Origin of the sequence: Pedobacter nototheniae (assembly GCF_032678625.1) — a bacterium.
Lineage (GTDB): Bacteria > Bacteroidota > Bacteroidia > Sphingobacteriales > Sphingobacteriaceae > Pedobacter > Pedobacter nototheniae_A.
This window is the reverse complement of sequence record NZ_JAVTSO010000005.1, coordinates 303,899-319,910: the sequence shown is the minus strand read 5'-3', so window position 1 is coordinate 319,910 and position 16,012 is coordinate 303,899. Positions and strand designations below refer to the sequence as shown.

General features: G+C 35.4%; 15 protein-coding genes and 1 tRNA gene. 6 read left to right on the top strand and 10 right to left on the bottom strand.

The genetic code is table 11. The annotated features are described in order from the left end of the window. Window positions 1-32: 32 nt before the first annotated feature. The 3 genes from R2Q77_RS16185 to R2Q77_RS16175 all read right to left on the bottom strand — a co-directional run bounded on the left by R2Q77_RS16185 (window position 33) and on the right by R2Q77_RS16175 (window position 2,532). Entirely contained in the window at window positions 33-1,286 is a 1,254-nt protein-coding gene (locus R2Q77_RS16185; protein ID WP_316804767.1) for a Na+/H+ antiporter, read from the bottom strand. Window positions 1,287-1,429: 143 nt separating this feature from the next. Next, entirely contained in the window at window positions 1,430-1,825 is a 396-nt protein-coding gene (locus R2Q77_RS16180; protein ID WP_316804766.1) for a hypothetical protein, read from the bottom strand. Window positions 1,826-1,836: 11 nt separating this feature from the next. Beyond that, a complete protein-coding gene (locus tag R2Q77_RS16175) occupies window positions 1,837-2,532 on the bottom strand; it encodes a LytTR family DNA-binding domain-containing protein (protein WP_316804765.1) in 696 nt (231 codons plus the stop codon). A gap of 210 nt (window positions 2,533-2,742) precedes the next feature. Between R2Q77_RS16175 and R2Q77_RS16170 the strand changes: the two genes are divergently transcribed. The 3 genes from R2Q77_RS16170 to R2Q77_RS16160 all read left to right on the top strand — a co-directional run bounded on the left by R2Q77_RS16170 (window position 2,743) and on the right by R2Q77_RS16160 (window position 6,152). Beyond that, entirely contained in the window at window positions 2,743-3,372 is a 630-nt protein-coding gene (locus tag R2Q77_RS16170; protein ID WP_316804764.1) for an insulinase family protein, read from the top strand. A gap of 281 nt (window positions 3,373-3,653) precedes the next feature. Continuing rightward, the gene (locus R2Q77_RS16165; protein ID WP_316804763.1) at window positions 3,654-4,460 is read left to right on the top strand and encodes an AraC family transcriptional regulator; all 807 of its coding nucleotides are present in this window, start codon (window positions 3,654-3,656) and stop codon (window positions 4,458-4,460) included. A gap of 84 nt (window positions 4,461-4,544) precedes the next feature. After that, the gene (locus tag R2Q77_RS16160) at window positions 4,545-6,152 is read left to right on the top strand and encodes a serine hydrolase (protein WP_316804762.1); all 1,608 of its coding nucleotides are present in this window, start codon (window positions 4,545-4,547) and stop codon (window positions 6,150-6,152) included. 49 nt (window positions 6,153-6,201) lie between these two features. On the opposite strand, the gene R2Q77_RS16155 is transcribed toward R2Q77_RS16160, so the two are convergent. Further along, window positions 6,202-6,274, bottom strand: a tRNA-Lys gene (locus R2Q77_RS16155). Between the two features lie 160 nt (window positions 6,275-6,434). On the opposite strand from R2Q77_RS16155, the gene R2Q77_RS16150 reads away from it, so the two are divergent. Next, window positions 6,435-7,196, top strand: a complete 762-nt coding sequence (locus R2Q77_RS16150; protein WP_316804761.1) for a hypothetical protein — start codon at window positions 6,435-6,437, stop codon at window positions 7,194-7,196. A gap of 154 nt (window positions 7,197-7,350) precedes the next feature. Here the strand turns inward: R2Q77_RS16150 and R2Q77_RS16145 are convergent, their stop codons facing one another. The 4 genes from R2Q77_RS16145 to R2Q77_RS16130 form a co-directional block, all read right to left on the bottom strand. Next, window positions 7,351-7,716 carry a hypothetical protein gene (locus R2Q77_RS16145; RefSeq protein ID WP_316804760.1) on the bottom strand — a complete coding sequence of 122 codons (366 nt, stop codon included), beginning with the start codon at window positions 7,714-7,716 and terminating at the stop codon, window positions 7,351-7,353. A 25-nt stretch (window positions 7,717-7,741) separates the two neighbouring features. After that, the gene (locus tag R2Q77_RS16140; protein WP_316804759.1) at window positions 7,742-10,192 is read right to left on the bottom strand and encodes a TonB-dependent receptor domain-containing protein; all 2,451 of its coding nucleotides are present in this window, start codon (window positions 10,190-10,192) and stop codon (window positions 7,742-7,744) included. A 147-nt stretch (window positions 10,193-10,339) separates the two neighbouring features. Continuing rightward, window positions 10,340-11,968 carry a PspC domain-containing protein gene (locus R2Q77_RS16135; protein ID WP_316804758.1) on the bottom strand — a complete coding sequence of 543 codons (1,629 nt, stop codon included), beginning with the start codon at window positions 11,966-11,968 and terminating at the stop codon, window positions 10,340-10,342. Between the two features lie 18 nt (window positions 11,969-11,986). Beyond that, a complete protein-coding gene (locus tag R2Q77_RS16130; RefSeq protein ID WP_316804757.1) occupies window positions 11,987-12,322 on the bottom strand; it encodes a PadR family transcriptional regulator in 336 nt (111 codons plus the stop codon). Window positions 12,323-12,538: 216 nt separating this feature from the next. On the opposite strand from R2Q77_RS16130, the gene R2Q77_RS16125 reads away from it, so the two are divergent. Further along, window positions 12,539-13,996 carry an amino acid permease gene (locus R2Q77_RS16125; RefSeq protein WP_316804756.1) on the top strand — a complete coding sequence of 486 codons (1,458 nt, stop codon included), beginning with the start codon at window positions 12,539-12,541 and terminating at the stop codon, window positions 13,994-13,996. A 222-nt stretch (window positions 13,997-14,218) separates the two neighbouring features. Continuing rightward, window positions 14,219-14,383 carry a hypothetical protein gene (locus R2Q77_RS16120; protein WP_316804755.1) on the top strand — a complete coding sequence of 55 codons (165 nt, stop codon included), beginning with the start codon at window positions 14,219-14,221 and terminating at the stop codon, window positions 14,381-14,383. On the opposite strand, the gene R2Q77_RS16115 is transcribed toward R2Q77_RS16120, so the two are convergent. Together R2Q77_RS16115 and R2Q77_RS16110 are read right to left on the bottom strand one after the other, a co-directional pair. Next, window positions 14,380-15,276, bottom strand: coding sequence for an NAD(P)/FAD-dependent oxidoreductase (locus R2Q77_RS16115; RefSeq protein ID WP_316804754.1), 897 nt, complete (start codon window positions 15,274-15,276; stop codon window positions 14,380-14,382). The two genes, R2Q77_RS16120 and R2Q77_RS16115, sit on opposite strands and share 4 nt — an antisense overlap. A gap of 72 nt (window positions 15,277-15,348) precedes the next feature. Continuing rightward, window positions 15,349-15,981 (bottom strand): class I SAM-dependent methyltransferase, encoded by a 633-nt coding sequence (locus tag R2Q77_RS16110; RefSeq protein ID WP_316804753.1) that lies wholly within the window; start codon window positions 15,979-15,981, stop codon window positions 15,349-15,351. Window positions 15,982-16,012 lie beyond the last annotated feature (31 nt).

Here is a 16,012-nt window from a genome sequence, read left to right as displayed (position 1 = left end):
ACCGTCGCTCTAAGGCAATTTGGAGCGACGGCCTAAACAGCTTCTTTTTTATTTAACCATTTAACCAATAGCGGCAAGGTAAGCCCCTGTCCAATCAATGTAAAAAGAACCACCACTACAGAGATAAAGATAATGGCATTGCGTTGCGGAAATGGCGAACCATCGCCTAAAGTAGTAGGTAAACCTATGGCAATAGCCAACGATACGATACCACGCATACCAGACCAACTGATGATTAAACTATTTTTCAGATCGAGCAAAGCACTTTCTGTAATTTTATGTTTGCCACTGCTAAATGCTTTCTGAAGATTAAACTGCTGCAAAAACATTCTGCCCATACGCAACAACAGCGCAACAACGGTAATCATAAAACCATAACCTATATATGTATATATACTGGCCTCGCTAATGTTTTTAATTAAATATGGAAATTGAAGCCCAATCAGGATGAAGATTAATCCATTCAACAGAAAAATAATAATATCCCAAATGGATTTGGATTGATTTTTTAACCCTTCCGGAAAAACCTTTCTGCTAAACCTCGAAATACCGAGCCCCAGTACCACAACAGAAATTACACCCGATACGTGGAGTGCTTCGGCCGTTAAATAAGAAATAAAAGGCATAATGAGCATAAAACTAATTACGACAAGGTTATTTTCTTTTATCCGTTGTATGATAAAGGACAGTATTTTACTCATAACCATGCCCACTAAAAAACCACCACCCATTAAAACAACAAATTCCAAGGAGGCTTTCCAGAATACAAAAGCCGATCCGGTTACCGCAGCTACGGCAAAACGATAGGCAACCAATGCCGATGCATCATTTACCAGGCTTTCGCCTTCCAGTATAGTTGTGGTTTTATGTTCTAAACCCAGGCCCTTGGTGATACTCATTGCAGCTACCGCATCTGTTGCAGAAAGAATGGCGCCGAGCACAAAAGATAACGGCCACGTCATACCCGGAATGCAATAATGGGCAAATACCGCTATAGCCAGCGTAGTTAAAAACACTAAAGAAATAGCCAAAGTACTAATTGTATTAATATTGGTTTTAAATTCCTTAAAAGAGATGTTAAATGCAGCATCGTACAATAATGGAGGTAAAAAAATTAAAAACACCACCTCCGAATTTAGCGTAATATTTGGCAAAGACGGGATAAAGCCAATGGCAATACCGGCAACAATCAATAAAATTGGGTAAGGCAACTTAATCTTATCTGCAAGTGCCGATAAGCCAATCATAATCCCCATAATAAGCAGAACAATACTATAGTTTTCCATTTTTTATGTCTTTAAAAGATTATAATTCATCCGGGCAAAAGTGTATTAAAGAAAAAAGCCACACATATAGTGAAGCTTTTACCAGGCTAAATATACAAATATCAACTAAAGCACCTATAAATTAATTAAGCGATTACATTCCTTCAGGATAAACTTTCTAAAAAAATCCGTGCCTCTGCCCTTGCTTGTTTACACACTTCATTTATAATTTCAATGTGCATTTTAAGTTTTTTAGGTACGCTGTAATCCTTTAATGCCTGAAGATGGGTTTCGAGTTTCGGACCTAAACCCATTACGTAAATAGTAGAGAGCATACTGTGTGCTACAGGTTGCATTTTAGAATAATCTTGTGCCTCGAAATAGCTTTGCAGTTGTGTTCCTTCCTGAATGGAAATTTCAATAAATTGTTTCGTCAGCTCTCCCTGAAACACCGTATCGCCCATGCTTAATTCCTGGAGATAATCCAGATTAATTACTTTATACTCTGGACTGACAGGAATTGCAGGTATTCTTTTTAAAAGATCAGATTTATCGGTCATTTTTTGGTTATTTAAAGGATTTGCATCCTTTTATTTAATGCAGATTTATAGGCGTCGGAAACGGGCACAAAACTTTTATTGATGATTAAAGTGCCGCCTTCAATCGTATCAATTTTACTTACATTAATAATAAAAGAACGGTGTACCCGTGAGAATAAATCTGGTGAAAGTTTATCCTCTACAGATTTGAGAGAAGAATGAATAGTATAAATTTTATCAGCATCGTATATCTTCACGTAATCGCCTTTTGCTTCCAAATAGCAAATATCACTTAGCTTTAGCCTCCTGATTACCCCTGCATCACGGATAAAGATGAATTCGTCCTTTTTGGTTTCTATAAACAGGTTTCTACTCTTGTATATTTCCCGGGCTTTAACGATAGCTTTTAAAAACCGGGCAGGCGTTACAGGTTTTAAAATAAAATCTACCACATTTAAGTCGAAAGCGTCGGCAGCATAATCCTTTTTCGAACTGATAAAAATAATTAGTGGTTTTATATTCCCTAAACCATCAACAAGTTCCAAACCTGTAATACCTGGCATTTCCACATCAAGCAATAATAAATCTATTTTGTGGCTGGCAATTTTCTGGTAAGCCTCGGTTGCATTCATACACTCACCAATTAAGGTTAGCGATTCCTCCATTTCTACCAAATGCTTTAGTGCACTAAGCGCTATTTTGTTGTCGTCAACAATCAGGCAATTCATATGTAAGGGGATGATTTGAATTATAAATTTAAGTATATCAACACTTTAAAAACATAGCCCAATATAAATGAATAAAATGAATGAGCTTAAATTTTAAAAGATTAAATCGGTCTGTTCAACTCTCATTTTTGCCTTTCTACCGATGGTTTATAGGTGCTAATTAAAACCAAAGCTAAATTTGTTCAACAATTACAAAAAAGAAAAAATGTTATGAGCATCCTAAAAAAAGTTTTATTCACTACCATCAGTATATTAACAGTTTATACCAGCCAGGCGCAAATCACTTTTAAAGAACCTGTTAGTTTTAAATTAAAAAACGGAATGAATGTTATCATTTCAGAAAATAACCAATCGCCAAAAGCCTATTCTAATTTCACTTTGGATACCCGCACCCTTAAGAACAGAAAAGACGGTGTAGCTGAATTATTAGTAGCCATGATTGGCGAAAATGCTGGCAAAAACGAAAATATTAGCTTTAAAGATCGTACCGGCAGCATTGCAACCCAAACAGCAAATTTTGATGAAGAATTACAAAATATGGCCGCAGCAGTTCAAAATATTGCTTTAAATCAAAACAACTTTAACACTGCAAAAGCAAAATTAATGTTAAGCCTTAAAGCACAAGATTATGATTACGACGGAACCGTAAATGAAAATTCTGTTATGGCACTTTCTTTATCAGATGTAACCGATTTTTATAATCAAATTACACCTGCAAATTTCCACCTTACTGTAGCTGGCGATGTACATTCTGACGAGGCTAAAACATCAGTTAAAAAAGCATTTGGCAACTGGAATAAAAAAGCACAAAAAGATCAGGACTTAGAAATTTCTAAATAGAAATAGTCTTTCCAATAAGTTAAATCCTTTCCCTGCCGGAAAGGATTTTTTTAGTTCCTCAAATTTTTAAAAAACAAAAAGAGCTTTTCTCTATGAAAGGCTTTCTTAGCTTTTTCATAGATTATTTCTAAATCTGGAAAACCTTAAGTATCAAAAATTTTCTCCAGTTAGATAAAATTAAAAAATCTCCTTTTCGATTACAAAGATTTTTATTTCTAACCGTTAATAAATAATTAAGCTGTAACTATAGTCTGCTTTTTTTATCTTAATTAAAATAAGGAATGGAAGCTCTATCGTCTGGCAATTTTTTTGGCAATACCGATCAAACTATTAAGTTGGATGGCCTTACCATAACCAATACAGAATATACGCATGCCTTTGTTGATTGGCACTTTCACGAGAACGCTTATTTTACTTTTCTGCTGGCAGGACAGGTTTCAGAAATCAACAAAAAAGAACGTCATAACTGCGGTTCAGGAACCTTGCCTTTTCATAATTGCCAGGAGCCACATTACAACATAAAACCAAAAGGTTATACTAAGGGAATGCATCTTGAATTATCACCAAAATGGCTTAAAGAATTTGCAGATAATGATATTGCGGCCGGGAGCTTTGAGGTAATTAATCCCTTGGTAAAATCACTTTTCCATCAAATTTTATTATCTGCCAAAAACCAAGATGATACCACTCCATTATCAATCCACGCACTAACCATATCAGCACTTGATAAACTTTCGAAAAAAACAGATTTTCGCAGTTACAAACAACCGCCAGATTGGATTAATAAACTGGAGCAACTGCTTCAAGATAACCCTCATTTAAGTCATTCTCTCGAATCTATATCTGATGTACTGGGCATACATCCAGTCCATATCTCCAGGTATTTTCCAAAATATTTTGGATGTAATTTAGGGGCTTATATCCGTAGTATCAGACTTTGCAGAGCGGCAGCGGAGCTTAATTCTGGAACCAAATCAGCTATCCAAATTGCTTTTGAATGTGGTTTCTATGATCAAACCCACCTTATTAAATGCTTTAAGGAAGAGTTTCGTGTTACGCCACATCAGTATCAACGGTATTTAAGGTAAAACCCCAAATAAAATGAGTCATGTTAATTCTGTACTATTTTATAGTTTCAAAAAGCATTAACCTTGTTGAGTTAAATTATTTATATGAAGCGATTTTTATTTTTGGCCATATTTGCCATACCTTTAGTCTTAAGCATTACTGCAACTGCCCAACTAAAAGGCTTAAAGTTTCTCGATCATCGGCCTAATGCTCAAACGGATTCCGCTTTAAAGGAGCCGACAATTTCCAACTATAATATTGGAAGTAATAAAGATTTATACCTACTGTTAAATACAGAAAAATCACTTGTTGAAGAACTTGCCGAATTAGCCCCTTCAATTAAAGGCGATTCAGCAATTAAGCTTGGTAATTTTCAGTTTTCCTTCCTGCTAAATGATAAACTTGTTTATAAAGAAGATTTGCATCCTGGCGCTATTCTTTCTCAGGATAAAGTTATAAGAAAGCCACTCCCGGTAGTATTGATAAGTTCAAGCAGATCCGGTTTATGGAGTTTAAACATGTGGGATCGTTTTATGATTTACGCAGGTATAAATTTATTAGGCACCGAACCAAAAAAGCTAACCATACAAATCAGAACTTATATTGATGCTTCCCAGAGAATTTATTCTCCAGTTTTATTAACAGCCAATATCAATATTACCAGGATTATCCCACCTATTGATCCACAAATGATTAAAACTCAACAAATTTTACCTGGTAGTGGCTGGCCACTTTTTACAGGAAAATATGATCGTGAACTTATTAAACAACTCAACACTAAAATAGTAGATCAATCTTACAAAAAGATCAATTCAATAGTGGTGATTAAAAAAGGAAAATTATTTTTGGAAGAATATTTTAATGGAGAATCCAGATCTACCCTTCACGATCCCCGCTCCGTAAGTAAATCTTTTACAGGCACATTAATTGGTATGGCCATTAACGATGGTTACCTGAAGTCGGAAGAACAAAAACTAAGTGAGTTTTACGATTTAAAGCAATTCAAAAATCCATCCGTTAAAAAGGAAAATGTGCGTTTAGCTGATTTATTAACAATGAGTTCTGCTTTTGATGGAAACGATGATTTGGGAGAATCTCCGGGCAATGAAGAAAACATGTATCCAACAACCGATTATGTGAAATTTGCGCTCGATTTGAATATGGCTGAAGATAAACAAAACGGGAAGCAATGGTCTTATTTCACCGTTGGCACAATGCTTTTAGGAGATATTATGGATAAAGTAATACCTGGTGGCTTAGAATTGTATGCAAAAAATAAATTATTCGCTCCTTTAGGTATCGATTCGCTTGAATGGGCGCGCACGCCTCAGGGCAAACCTTTTACCGGTGGTGGACTCCGATTAAGGGCTCTTGATTTTGCGAAATTAGGACAGCTTTACAAGAATAACGGGATATGGAATGGAAAACAGGTATTGCCAAAATCATGGGTAGAAAAATCATTTCGCCACCTGCAAACGCTGCCAGCAGATAGACCTGGTTTTTATGGATTCCTTTTCTGGAACAAAACTTTCAATATTAATGGAAAGAAATTAGAAACTTACTACAGCTCCGGCAATGGTGGAAATAAAATTTATATTTTTAAGGATATAGATTTAGTTGTAGTGATTGATGCATCCGCCTACGGAACTTCCTTTGCTCATCAGCAAGCCGATCAGATTATAGAAAAATATATACTCCCTGCTGTACTTTAGCTTGTATAGATATACGACATAAGAAAATTATTGCATTGCTTATTTAAGGTGACCCCGCAGGGGGTCGAACCCTGGACCCACAGATTAAGAGTCTGTTGCTCTACCAACTGAGCTACGAAGTCGTTATAAACAAATATAACATTAAACTTCAGCAAGTTACCACTTATCAGCCTATTAAATTTCAGCTAAATTTATTTTGATCTTGTTAAGTTATCAGCATAAAACTATATTTATAACATTGTTTGCTTAATGTACAGCGCAAGACAACCAAACCTGTTTATTATGAAAAAATATATTTTTATATGCCTGCTATTTATTTCGGTAGCAAGTTTTGCCCAAAGCACCATTAACAATTATAAATATGTAATTGTACCCGAAAAATTTAGTTTTCTTAAAGAAACCAACCAATATAATTTAAACAGCCTTACTAAACTTGTTTTGGAAGAAAAGGGTTTTTCGGTTTATTATGACAATGCGCAACTGCCAACTGAAATTGCAAACAATAAATGTGATGCATTAGTAGCCGATTTATTGGAGAAAAACACCATGTTTACCACTAATTTAACCTTCATACTTAAAGATTGTAAAGGTAATATCCTGTTTAAAAGCAAAGAAGGAAAAAGCAGGGAGAAAGAATATAAGGTTTCTTATAACTTAGCTTTAAGAGATGCTTTGAGTTCTTTAAATGAGGCAAAATATGCTTACAGCGCCACTACAACCGCGAGCCAGCAAGCAACCCCTGTACCCGCAGTTGCAACCGTACAAACTGCAACAGCAACCACAAACACAGTTGTGCAAACACCGGTGGAAGAAGTTAAACCTGTGGATGGAACGCTTTATGCACAACCGGTAACGAATGGTTATCAACTTATTAATACAGCGCCTAAAATAGTTTTAACCCTATTAAAAACCTCGGTTCCCGAATATTTTATTGCCAGCAACGGAACCGCAAATGGTATCGTTTTAAAGAAAAATGGGAACTGGTTTTTCGAATACTATCAAAATGATAAATTAACTGCAGAAAAGCTTTTAATTAAGTTTTAACATTAGTTTATCAGAATAGCCATAAAAAAAAGGGGCGCTATCCCAGCGCTCCTAACAAAATAAATAAGTATAAATATTTTCCTGTTTTAAACAGGCAGATGTATGGATAAAAACGACATTTAACCCAAAAGGTTTTATCTTTTTTTAAAAAAATCTATTTTTGGGTTAAAATTTTATTTGCACCCTCGGCTATTTTTTTAACCTGTAAATAGCCTCCCGCTGTACTGCCAGCTTTCTTAAAATTCATTTCAATTATACCTGCTGATGCCTTCAAATCAACTTTTTGTCCGTTTTGCAAGGTTATAACCAAATCCAGGTCCTCATCCAGTGAAAGCTTTTCGTTTAATGCAGAATCGAGGAATTTTTCCAAATTTTTGGTTTTATCTTCCGGATATTCTGCTTTAAAATCGTAAGAACTGTTGGTATCTCTGATAGAGACGTTTAAATTATTATTACGCCGGTTACAACCAAAACTCAGTGTACACAATACAATTGAGATGATGTAGATTAAAAATTTCATGTCTGTTTTATTTAAAGTATAATAATTAATTACCTCCGGCCCTGCCTTTAATATCGTCAGTAGCCGTATTCCGAGTTCTTTCTGATTTTACATTCTGATTTCCAAATGCATAACTGATGCTAAAATACGCTCTTCGGCTAATGTAATGGTTCACCACCGTCATATTAATATTTTGATATTCTAATTTACCTTCCCAATGGTTGGTTAAAAAAATATCATCTACATTTAACCTGAACTTCAGTTTCTTGTTCAGCATACTTTTCTGCAAACCTGCATTTAAGGCATATTGGGGAATGGTGGTTTGCTCCACACCGGAAATACTTGGCGAATTATACCAGAAATTGATCTCGAAGCTAAAGTTTTTTGGTAAAGTAAAGGAACTCGAAGTATACAAATTAAACGACGCTTTGCTGGCGCGATATGCAGCGCCTTCTAAATTACCATCATTAAATTTCCGGTAATATAAACTGCCGCTGTTCTGTAAATTCCACCAGCTAAATATTCTTACCGGCACATAAACATTGGCAGAAAAATTCTGCGACCGGCCCAAATTTTCGCGGATAACGCTAATTACCCTGGTTGCATCATCCTGCTTGCTAATTTGGGTAATCATATCGCGGGTATCCGAATAATTTAAAGTAAATGATGCTTGTTTGTAAGTATATCCGATTTCGAAATTATCAGTAAACTGAGGTTTTAAGTATGGGTTTCCCTGATCTACGGCTAATGGATCCAAATAAAACACAAATGGATTTAATTGCTGGTAATTGGGTCTATCTACGCGCCTGCTATACGAATAACGAATGTTATTATCCTTATCTAATTTTTGGTTAATAAATATCGTTGGAAATAGAGAGAGATAATTTCTATTTACCTGTTTATTATCGGTTACCGAATTTCCTTTAGAATTGGTATGCTCAGCCCTTAAGCCTACTTGTATTTGCCATTTATCCCATTCTTTAGAAAAATTGGTATAAGCTGCGTTAATATTTTCTTTATAGATAAAGTAATTCGATTTGCTAAAATCATTTTGCCATACCCCGCCAATAAATTGCTCCGAAATAAAATCATTTTTGGTTACCACATAACTGCTTTTTAAACCTGCTTCAATTTTCATTGTTTTAGAAAGTGGCAAAGTCAAATCTGTTTTTGCAGCATACACGTTAATCCTGGCATCTGTTGAGTTTTTTAACGTTGTATTATTGGTTGGTGCCCCGTTGGCATTTAAATAATCAGCTAAAAAATTTTCATCCTTTTTATTACTGAAGCCTGAGTAATCGGCATCGAAAGTAATGCTCTTGCCATCTTTATTATAATCGTGCTTAATATTAAAATTTGCCGTTACATTACTGGTTGGAAATTCTGAATTTGCATTTTGAACGATCGAACTGGAGTTTGGAATGCCATTCTTCACCTCATTAATATCCGTATTGCTTAAATTAAGCAGCTTGGAACTTACGGTATTTGCATCTACCATAACTCCGAAAACTGTTTTTTCAGATGCATAATAATCTGCTCCTAATTTCCCCTGATAAGCTACTCCGGTATTCTGACGGTCAAAATTTTGCGTTAACACACTGGCTAAACCATCAGACTCTGTAGTACGGGTTAAAAACGTATTGTTAAAATTTACCTTTCTATTTACATTTCCGTTTCCAAAAATATTCCATTTTCCTTCTCTGTGGTTTAAATTTAAATTTAATGCCCCACGATATAAATCGCTTGGTGCATTGGGTATAATCCCGCGGCCCAGATTTGCAGATACTGTACCATTTGTACCGTAGGCTTTATTTCTCTTCAACTTAATATTTATAATCCCAGCATTACCCGCAGCGTCGTATTTAGATGATGGATTAGTAATGAGCTCAATCGTTCCAATCTGATCGCTGCTCATGTTACCCAATAAAGTGGTTACATCTGCACCCGACAGGTAATTGGTTTTTCCATCAATCATAATCAGTACCCCTGCTTTATTATTCAGCTTTATCTGGTCATTTTGGCGATCGACCTGTACGCCAGGGGCTTTTTCTAAAACATCTAAAGCACTACCGCCTGTAGATACAATGCTGTTTTCTACATTTAAAACTGTTTTATCTATCTGATGTTCGATAAAAGGCCTTTTGCCTTCTACATTTACTTCATTTAATTGTTTGGTGGTACTTTCTATTCCAATTGCAGGAATGCTCCGATCACCGTTAACAGCAAGCCTGGCTGTTTTCTTACTTTTATAACCCACCATGGAAACACTAATCAGGTAATCTCCATTTTTTACTTGGTCTATAAAAAATTCACCATCCGGATTGGTAGATACACTTTTTACCACAGCAGTATCCGGGAGGTTCAATAACCTAACAATTGCAAAAGGTACAGCCTGGTTTTTTTCATCAACAACTTTACCTGAAAGTTTATTGATTTTTTGGGCAAAGGAAACCCCACATACCATAAGGCATGCAATTAACGTAAAGAAAGTTTTCATGTTATATTTTTTTTGCCGCCAATCTGCAGATTAACAAATTGGCGCCTGGTTCGATTTATTGTTTAAGTATTGTTAAAATCTGTCGGTTACCTTTAAATTACATGCTAACTTCGACGTTAATTTTTAGATTTAGGTTACAGACATTTTTTAATTATTTTGTTGATCTTGCTCTTCTGGTTTCGGATGATCAATTTCATACTTACACTTTAATCCTTCATCAGTCATAATCCAGGTACTAAAATCATCGCTATTATTTTGATTGTCATTACAGCTCCAGGCATAAAAATTATTGATGTAACGATAAGCGTCTTGCTTTAAAACAAGCTTCGTACCGATGGGCACCTTTAAGGTTAAGTTAACTTCCTGCGCTCTCCAGTTCAGGTCCTTTTTAAGTTGTAACCTTGGGCTAAACATTAAAACATTATCTGTATTTGTATAGCTGTAAGCAATGTTTTGTGCATTTTGTAAGGCTATTTTAAAAGTTTTGCCCTGCGAGGTATAGGTTTGCACTAAACTTGTTTTACCACTTTCACTTTTTTCAACATTGATTCTTATATTTTTAGGTGCCCTGAAAGGATTATCTTCCGGATTATCCAGCACTTTTCTGTTTTTAAAAGAATCAGGTCCGATGTGAAAAGAAATACTATCTTCCAGGCTAAACAACATGCTTTTATCTATATCTATTACGTACAGGGGCAATGTTTTTAATTCGATTGTTTGTATAATTTCTGCGTGTTCTTTAAATTCTGAGGAGATTTTTGCGGTATAATAGCCTGCAGTTGCCACGCCGGCCAGCCATATTATTAATAAAGCGAAAGAAAGGGTTTTATTAATGGCTTGTTTATTAAAAGCAACACGAATAGAGAACAATACAAGCGCTAAAATTGGCACAAAAAGTACCGTGAAAGCCGATAAAAGTAAAATATCGCGGTAACCATAGTTGATAATGGATAAAGGAAAATAGTCGTAAGCATTCCCATCGTAAAAACCTAAAAAGGCAGCTGAAGAAATAATTAAAGTGATTAAAAACAATACACCAAATACAACAATAAAACCTGCAATTACTTTAAAAATAACTTTACCCGTACCTGATATAAAACTTCCAAGCCACTCAAAAAACTCACCAATTACCTGGCCGAAACGGGCAAAAATAGGTTGCGCGTGTGCATTAACTTCTTTTAAACGATCTTTAACAGCTTCCAGTTCTTCATCCAGGTTTTTCTGAAATCCCTGAAGATTGGCCGGCTCACCTTTCATTTCCATTTTCTCTAAACGTGATTTGGCTTTCGGCATAATAATCCATAATAAAGCATAAACCAAGAGCCCGAATCCGCCTATACATGCAATCAGGAAGGTTGCCATTCTGATCCATTTGGCCTCGATATTTACATAATGTGCTATACCCGAACAAACTCCCGCTACAACACGATCATCCATATCACGGTATAATTTTTTTTCAGCATGGTACTGAAAATTTGTGTTTATTACGGGCTCTTCTTCTCCTTGTTCAACGGTATCGAAATCCTGAACACGACCCATTTTACCAATTACAAAATTTACATTAGGTAAATCAACTACCTGTTTTTTCTGCTCTTCTAATTGTTCTGTAAGCAATTCAACAATTCTGTTCTCAATATCAGTTACAATTTCCAAATCATCTGCATGATTCGCAAAATGTTGTTTTACTTCGGTCAAATATGCTTTTAAGAGTTCGTAGGCACTTTCTTCTATGTGAATGATGGTGTTGCCTATATTTATGATGATGGTCTTTTCCATTTCTGTATGATTTAATAATTATGAATTGGCTCCTTTTTGCGAAATCCCCACAGCATAAGCCAATTCCTGCCAGGTTTGATTCAGTTGAGATAAAATATCTTTTCCTACTTCAGTAAGTGTATAGTATTTCCTCGGCGGGCCGGAAGTAGACTCTACCCAATTGTAAGCCAAAAGGCCGTTATTTTTAAGCCGGGTCAGTAGCGGATACAAAGTGCCCTCTACAACCAAAAGCTTTGCCGACCTCAGTTCGGCAATTATATCTGAGGCGTATATTTCTCCCCGGGAGATTATCGATAAAACACAATATTCCAGAATTCCCTTCCGCATTTGTGTTTGCGTATTTTCTGCTATCATAATACAAAGATATATGTTTAATAATGTACTATGCAATACATAGTACTAAAATAAATTAAAATAAACACATAACAAACTCAAAATCAGATAAATAAAATTTTAGTATTTTTATTTAAAATTTTATTAAACGCAAAAAAATGACCTAAAAAGATATTAATATATAAATACTATAGATTTAATATATTTTAATATTTTTGCACATTCTAATTTATTTTCATGAAGAAATCTATTGCCAGCATAGTTGCTGAAGCAAACGAAAAAGGCGAGGGCACACTGAAAAGAACGCTTGGTCCAATTAACTTAATTTTAATTGGAGTGGGCTTAACGCTTGGTGCCGGTTTATTTTCCATTACCGGGCTCGCAGCAGCAAACCACTCTGGGCCTGCGGTAACCCTTTCTTTTGTAATTGCAGCCCTGGGCTGCGGTTTTGCAGCATTATGTTATGCCGAATTTGCATCCATGATTCCGGTAGCGGGCAGTGCATATACCTATTCGTACGCAACCATGGGCAAGCTTTTTGCCTGGATTATCGGCTGGGATTTGGTTTTAGAATATTCTGTAGGCTGTGCAACAGTTGCCATTAGCTGGTCTCAATATCTGACACGTTTTTTAGCAAGTTTGCATATTTATCTGCCTCCGCAACTTACCTTATCTCCTTTTGAAACCGGAAAACTTGCCGACGGAACCTCCGTTCATGGCATTATTAACATTCCGGCTGCTTTGGTTGTGGTATTAATGACTGCAATTTTAATTCGTGGTACAAAAGGTTCGGCCATTGTAAACGGAATTATTGTGTTTTTGAAAGTGGGTGTAGTATTGGTGTTTATAGCGCTTGGCTGGCAATATATAGATCCGGCTAATTATCATCCTTACATACCTGAAAACACCGGAACATTTGGACAGTTTGGCTGGAGCGGTGTTTTACGTGGTGCCGGATTGGTGTTTTTTGTATTTATCGGTTTTGATGCGGTTGCGGCCTCAGCCCAGGAAACCAAAAACCCTTCCCGTGATTTACCCATTGGAATTATTGGATCTTTAGTGGTTTGTACAGTTTTGTTTGGTTTATTCGGGCATGTAATGACGGGTTTGGCTAATTATAAAGAATTTGCCAATAGTGGTGCTCCTGTTGCCATTGCCATTGAAAAAACACCTTATGCGTGGTTGAGTCAAGCCATTATTTTGGCCATTTTAATTGGTTATACATCAGTAATATTGATTGATTTAATGGCACAATCGCGTATGTTTTACTCCATTAGTAAAGATGGATTATTACCAAAAGTATTTTCGGATGTGCATCCGAAATTTAAAACACCATGGAAATCGAACATTATGCTTTGCATTTTTATCGCCTTGTTTGCGGCCTTTGTTCCGATAAATGTTGTAGGAGAAATGACCAGTATTGGTACTTTGCTTGCCTTTTTAATGGTTTGTGTAGGTATCCTGATTTTGCGCAAAACTGATCCTGATGCCAAACGCCCTTTTAAAGTTCCTTTAGTTCCGCTTATTCCTATTTTAGGAATTTTAACCTGTATTGCTATGATGGTTTTTCTGCCCTGGGAAACCTGGTTAAGGCTGGCCGTTTGGTTAATTATTGGGTTGGCCATTTATTTCTGGTATGGTAAAAAGAACAGTAAGCTAAAAGCGAAAATGAATAAAGTTACCGAGGAATTATAAAATATTTTTTCCTGCAGTGCAGTAAATCATCTACATTGTTCTTATAAAAAAGGTACATTTCTGATCAGGAAATGTACCTTTTTTTATTGAATGTATTTTTGCAAGAGTATAAATATCAATTATTTAACATAAAAACATAAGTTATTAACATTTTAACAATTATTTCTTGATTTGGCTCAACATTTGTTTTATGAAAAACATCCTATAAAACATTTGACCATTATGATTATCAAATTAGACACATCCCTTTTCAGGCTTTCCAGGGTGAAAGATGAAAGTTTAAAAAAAGAAATCAGACCGCTTACTAAAGCAGAGTGGATTAACGCAGATAGAGTTGTAATGGCTGCATTATTTCTGATTGCAATTGTAGGTTCAATTTTCTTTTAAAAATCTTCATTAATCATTTCCTTATTTAGCATAACACCAGCCATTGTACCTGCTGCGGTTACGCCACCAAGTGTTCTGAACAATGAGGCACAATCGCCTGCTGCATAAACACCCTTAATGTTTGTTTTATAAAATTCGTCAACCTTTAGTGTTCCGTTTTCAGTTAGCTCACAATTTAAGTGCTTAAATAATAATCCGTTTTGCTCGATTTCCGGTCTGGCGTATATAGCAACCAGCGGCAATTCTTTTCCACTTTTGAGAACAACGCTTTTCAGGTTTCCGTTTTTATGTGTTATTTCAGCAATTTCATCTTCTATAATTTCAATAGATTTTTCTTTAAACTTATCCAGTTGCGATCCGGTAAACTGCGCTTCCCCGTTTGTTAATATAACCAAGTCTTTATTCCAGTTGTTCAGGTTTTTAGCCATATCAAATGCCTGATCTCCGTTCATTAAAAGACCAATTTTCTGGTTCTGAACTTCATATCCGTGACAATATGGACAATGTAAAACAGAAATACCCCAGCAGTTGGAAAAACCTTTAATATCAGGCATAATATCTTTCAACCCATTGGATAATAATATTTTACGGGCACTGAACGATGTTCCGTTTTCTACTTCAACAATAAAACCTTCATCCTGCTTATAGGCTGAAACCGCTTTTTCATCCAAAAAATTTATATTCAGGTAGCGGGCAACTTCCAGTCTTGCTTTTTTTGCAATATCAGCAGGCTTGTCTCCATCATGTGTTAAAAAATTATGCGCATGCGGCGTTGGCGCATTACAGGGTTTTTGGTCATCTATCACTAAAACTTTTCTTAATGATCGGCCTAATGTTAATGCGGCAGAAAGACCTGCATAGCTTCCTCCAATTATAATTACATCAAAATCCATAGTATTATTTTTATGCAAAGATCTGTTATAAAAACACAAAAGCAACATTGTTGCATAAAAATATTGTCATATTTAATTTTTCTTGAAAATAGCTGCTTTTATAAAGTTTCCGTAATAAAAATTTTCTTCTATTTTGAAGTAACCTTTTGATAAGAAATGGGGTTCCATATTAACCAAATTAGAGGCTTCAACAATTTTTAACAGTTTAAAAAAAATGTACATAGATTTAAGTAAAATTGATTTCCACCATTTCCCGTTTCCTTTGTTTAGCGTAAAATCAACCAGAAACCAATACCCATTATTTTTTAAAAGTGAATCTAATTTTTCAAAAACCGTTGCAGCCTTATTCTGGGTAAAGTTATCAAACAGAAAAGGCGTTAGTATAACATCAAAATCTAAACTGGTTTGAAAGTCTTCAATACCTATGTGTACAAAATCTACCCGATTGTTTTTAATCTTTCTTTTTTTCGAAAGTTCGATCATCTTTTCTGATATTTCTACGTACACAATATGTAATCCTGTATCAAAAAGCTGGGCTATTTCTTCTAAAATCCATCCGGTACCGCCACCAACGATTAAAATAACATTATTTTTTTTGAGGTATTTTAATTGGTTGATTTGTGCATTTAACTGCGATTTAAAAAATACCATTCTGCTAAGCTGATCATAATGATTGGCAATTTTATCGTAGTTATTAATCATCATGGGTTAGTTTTTAAACTGGTGTTTTGGTAAA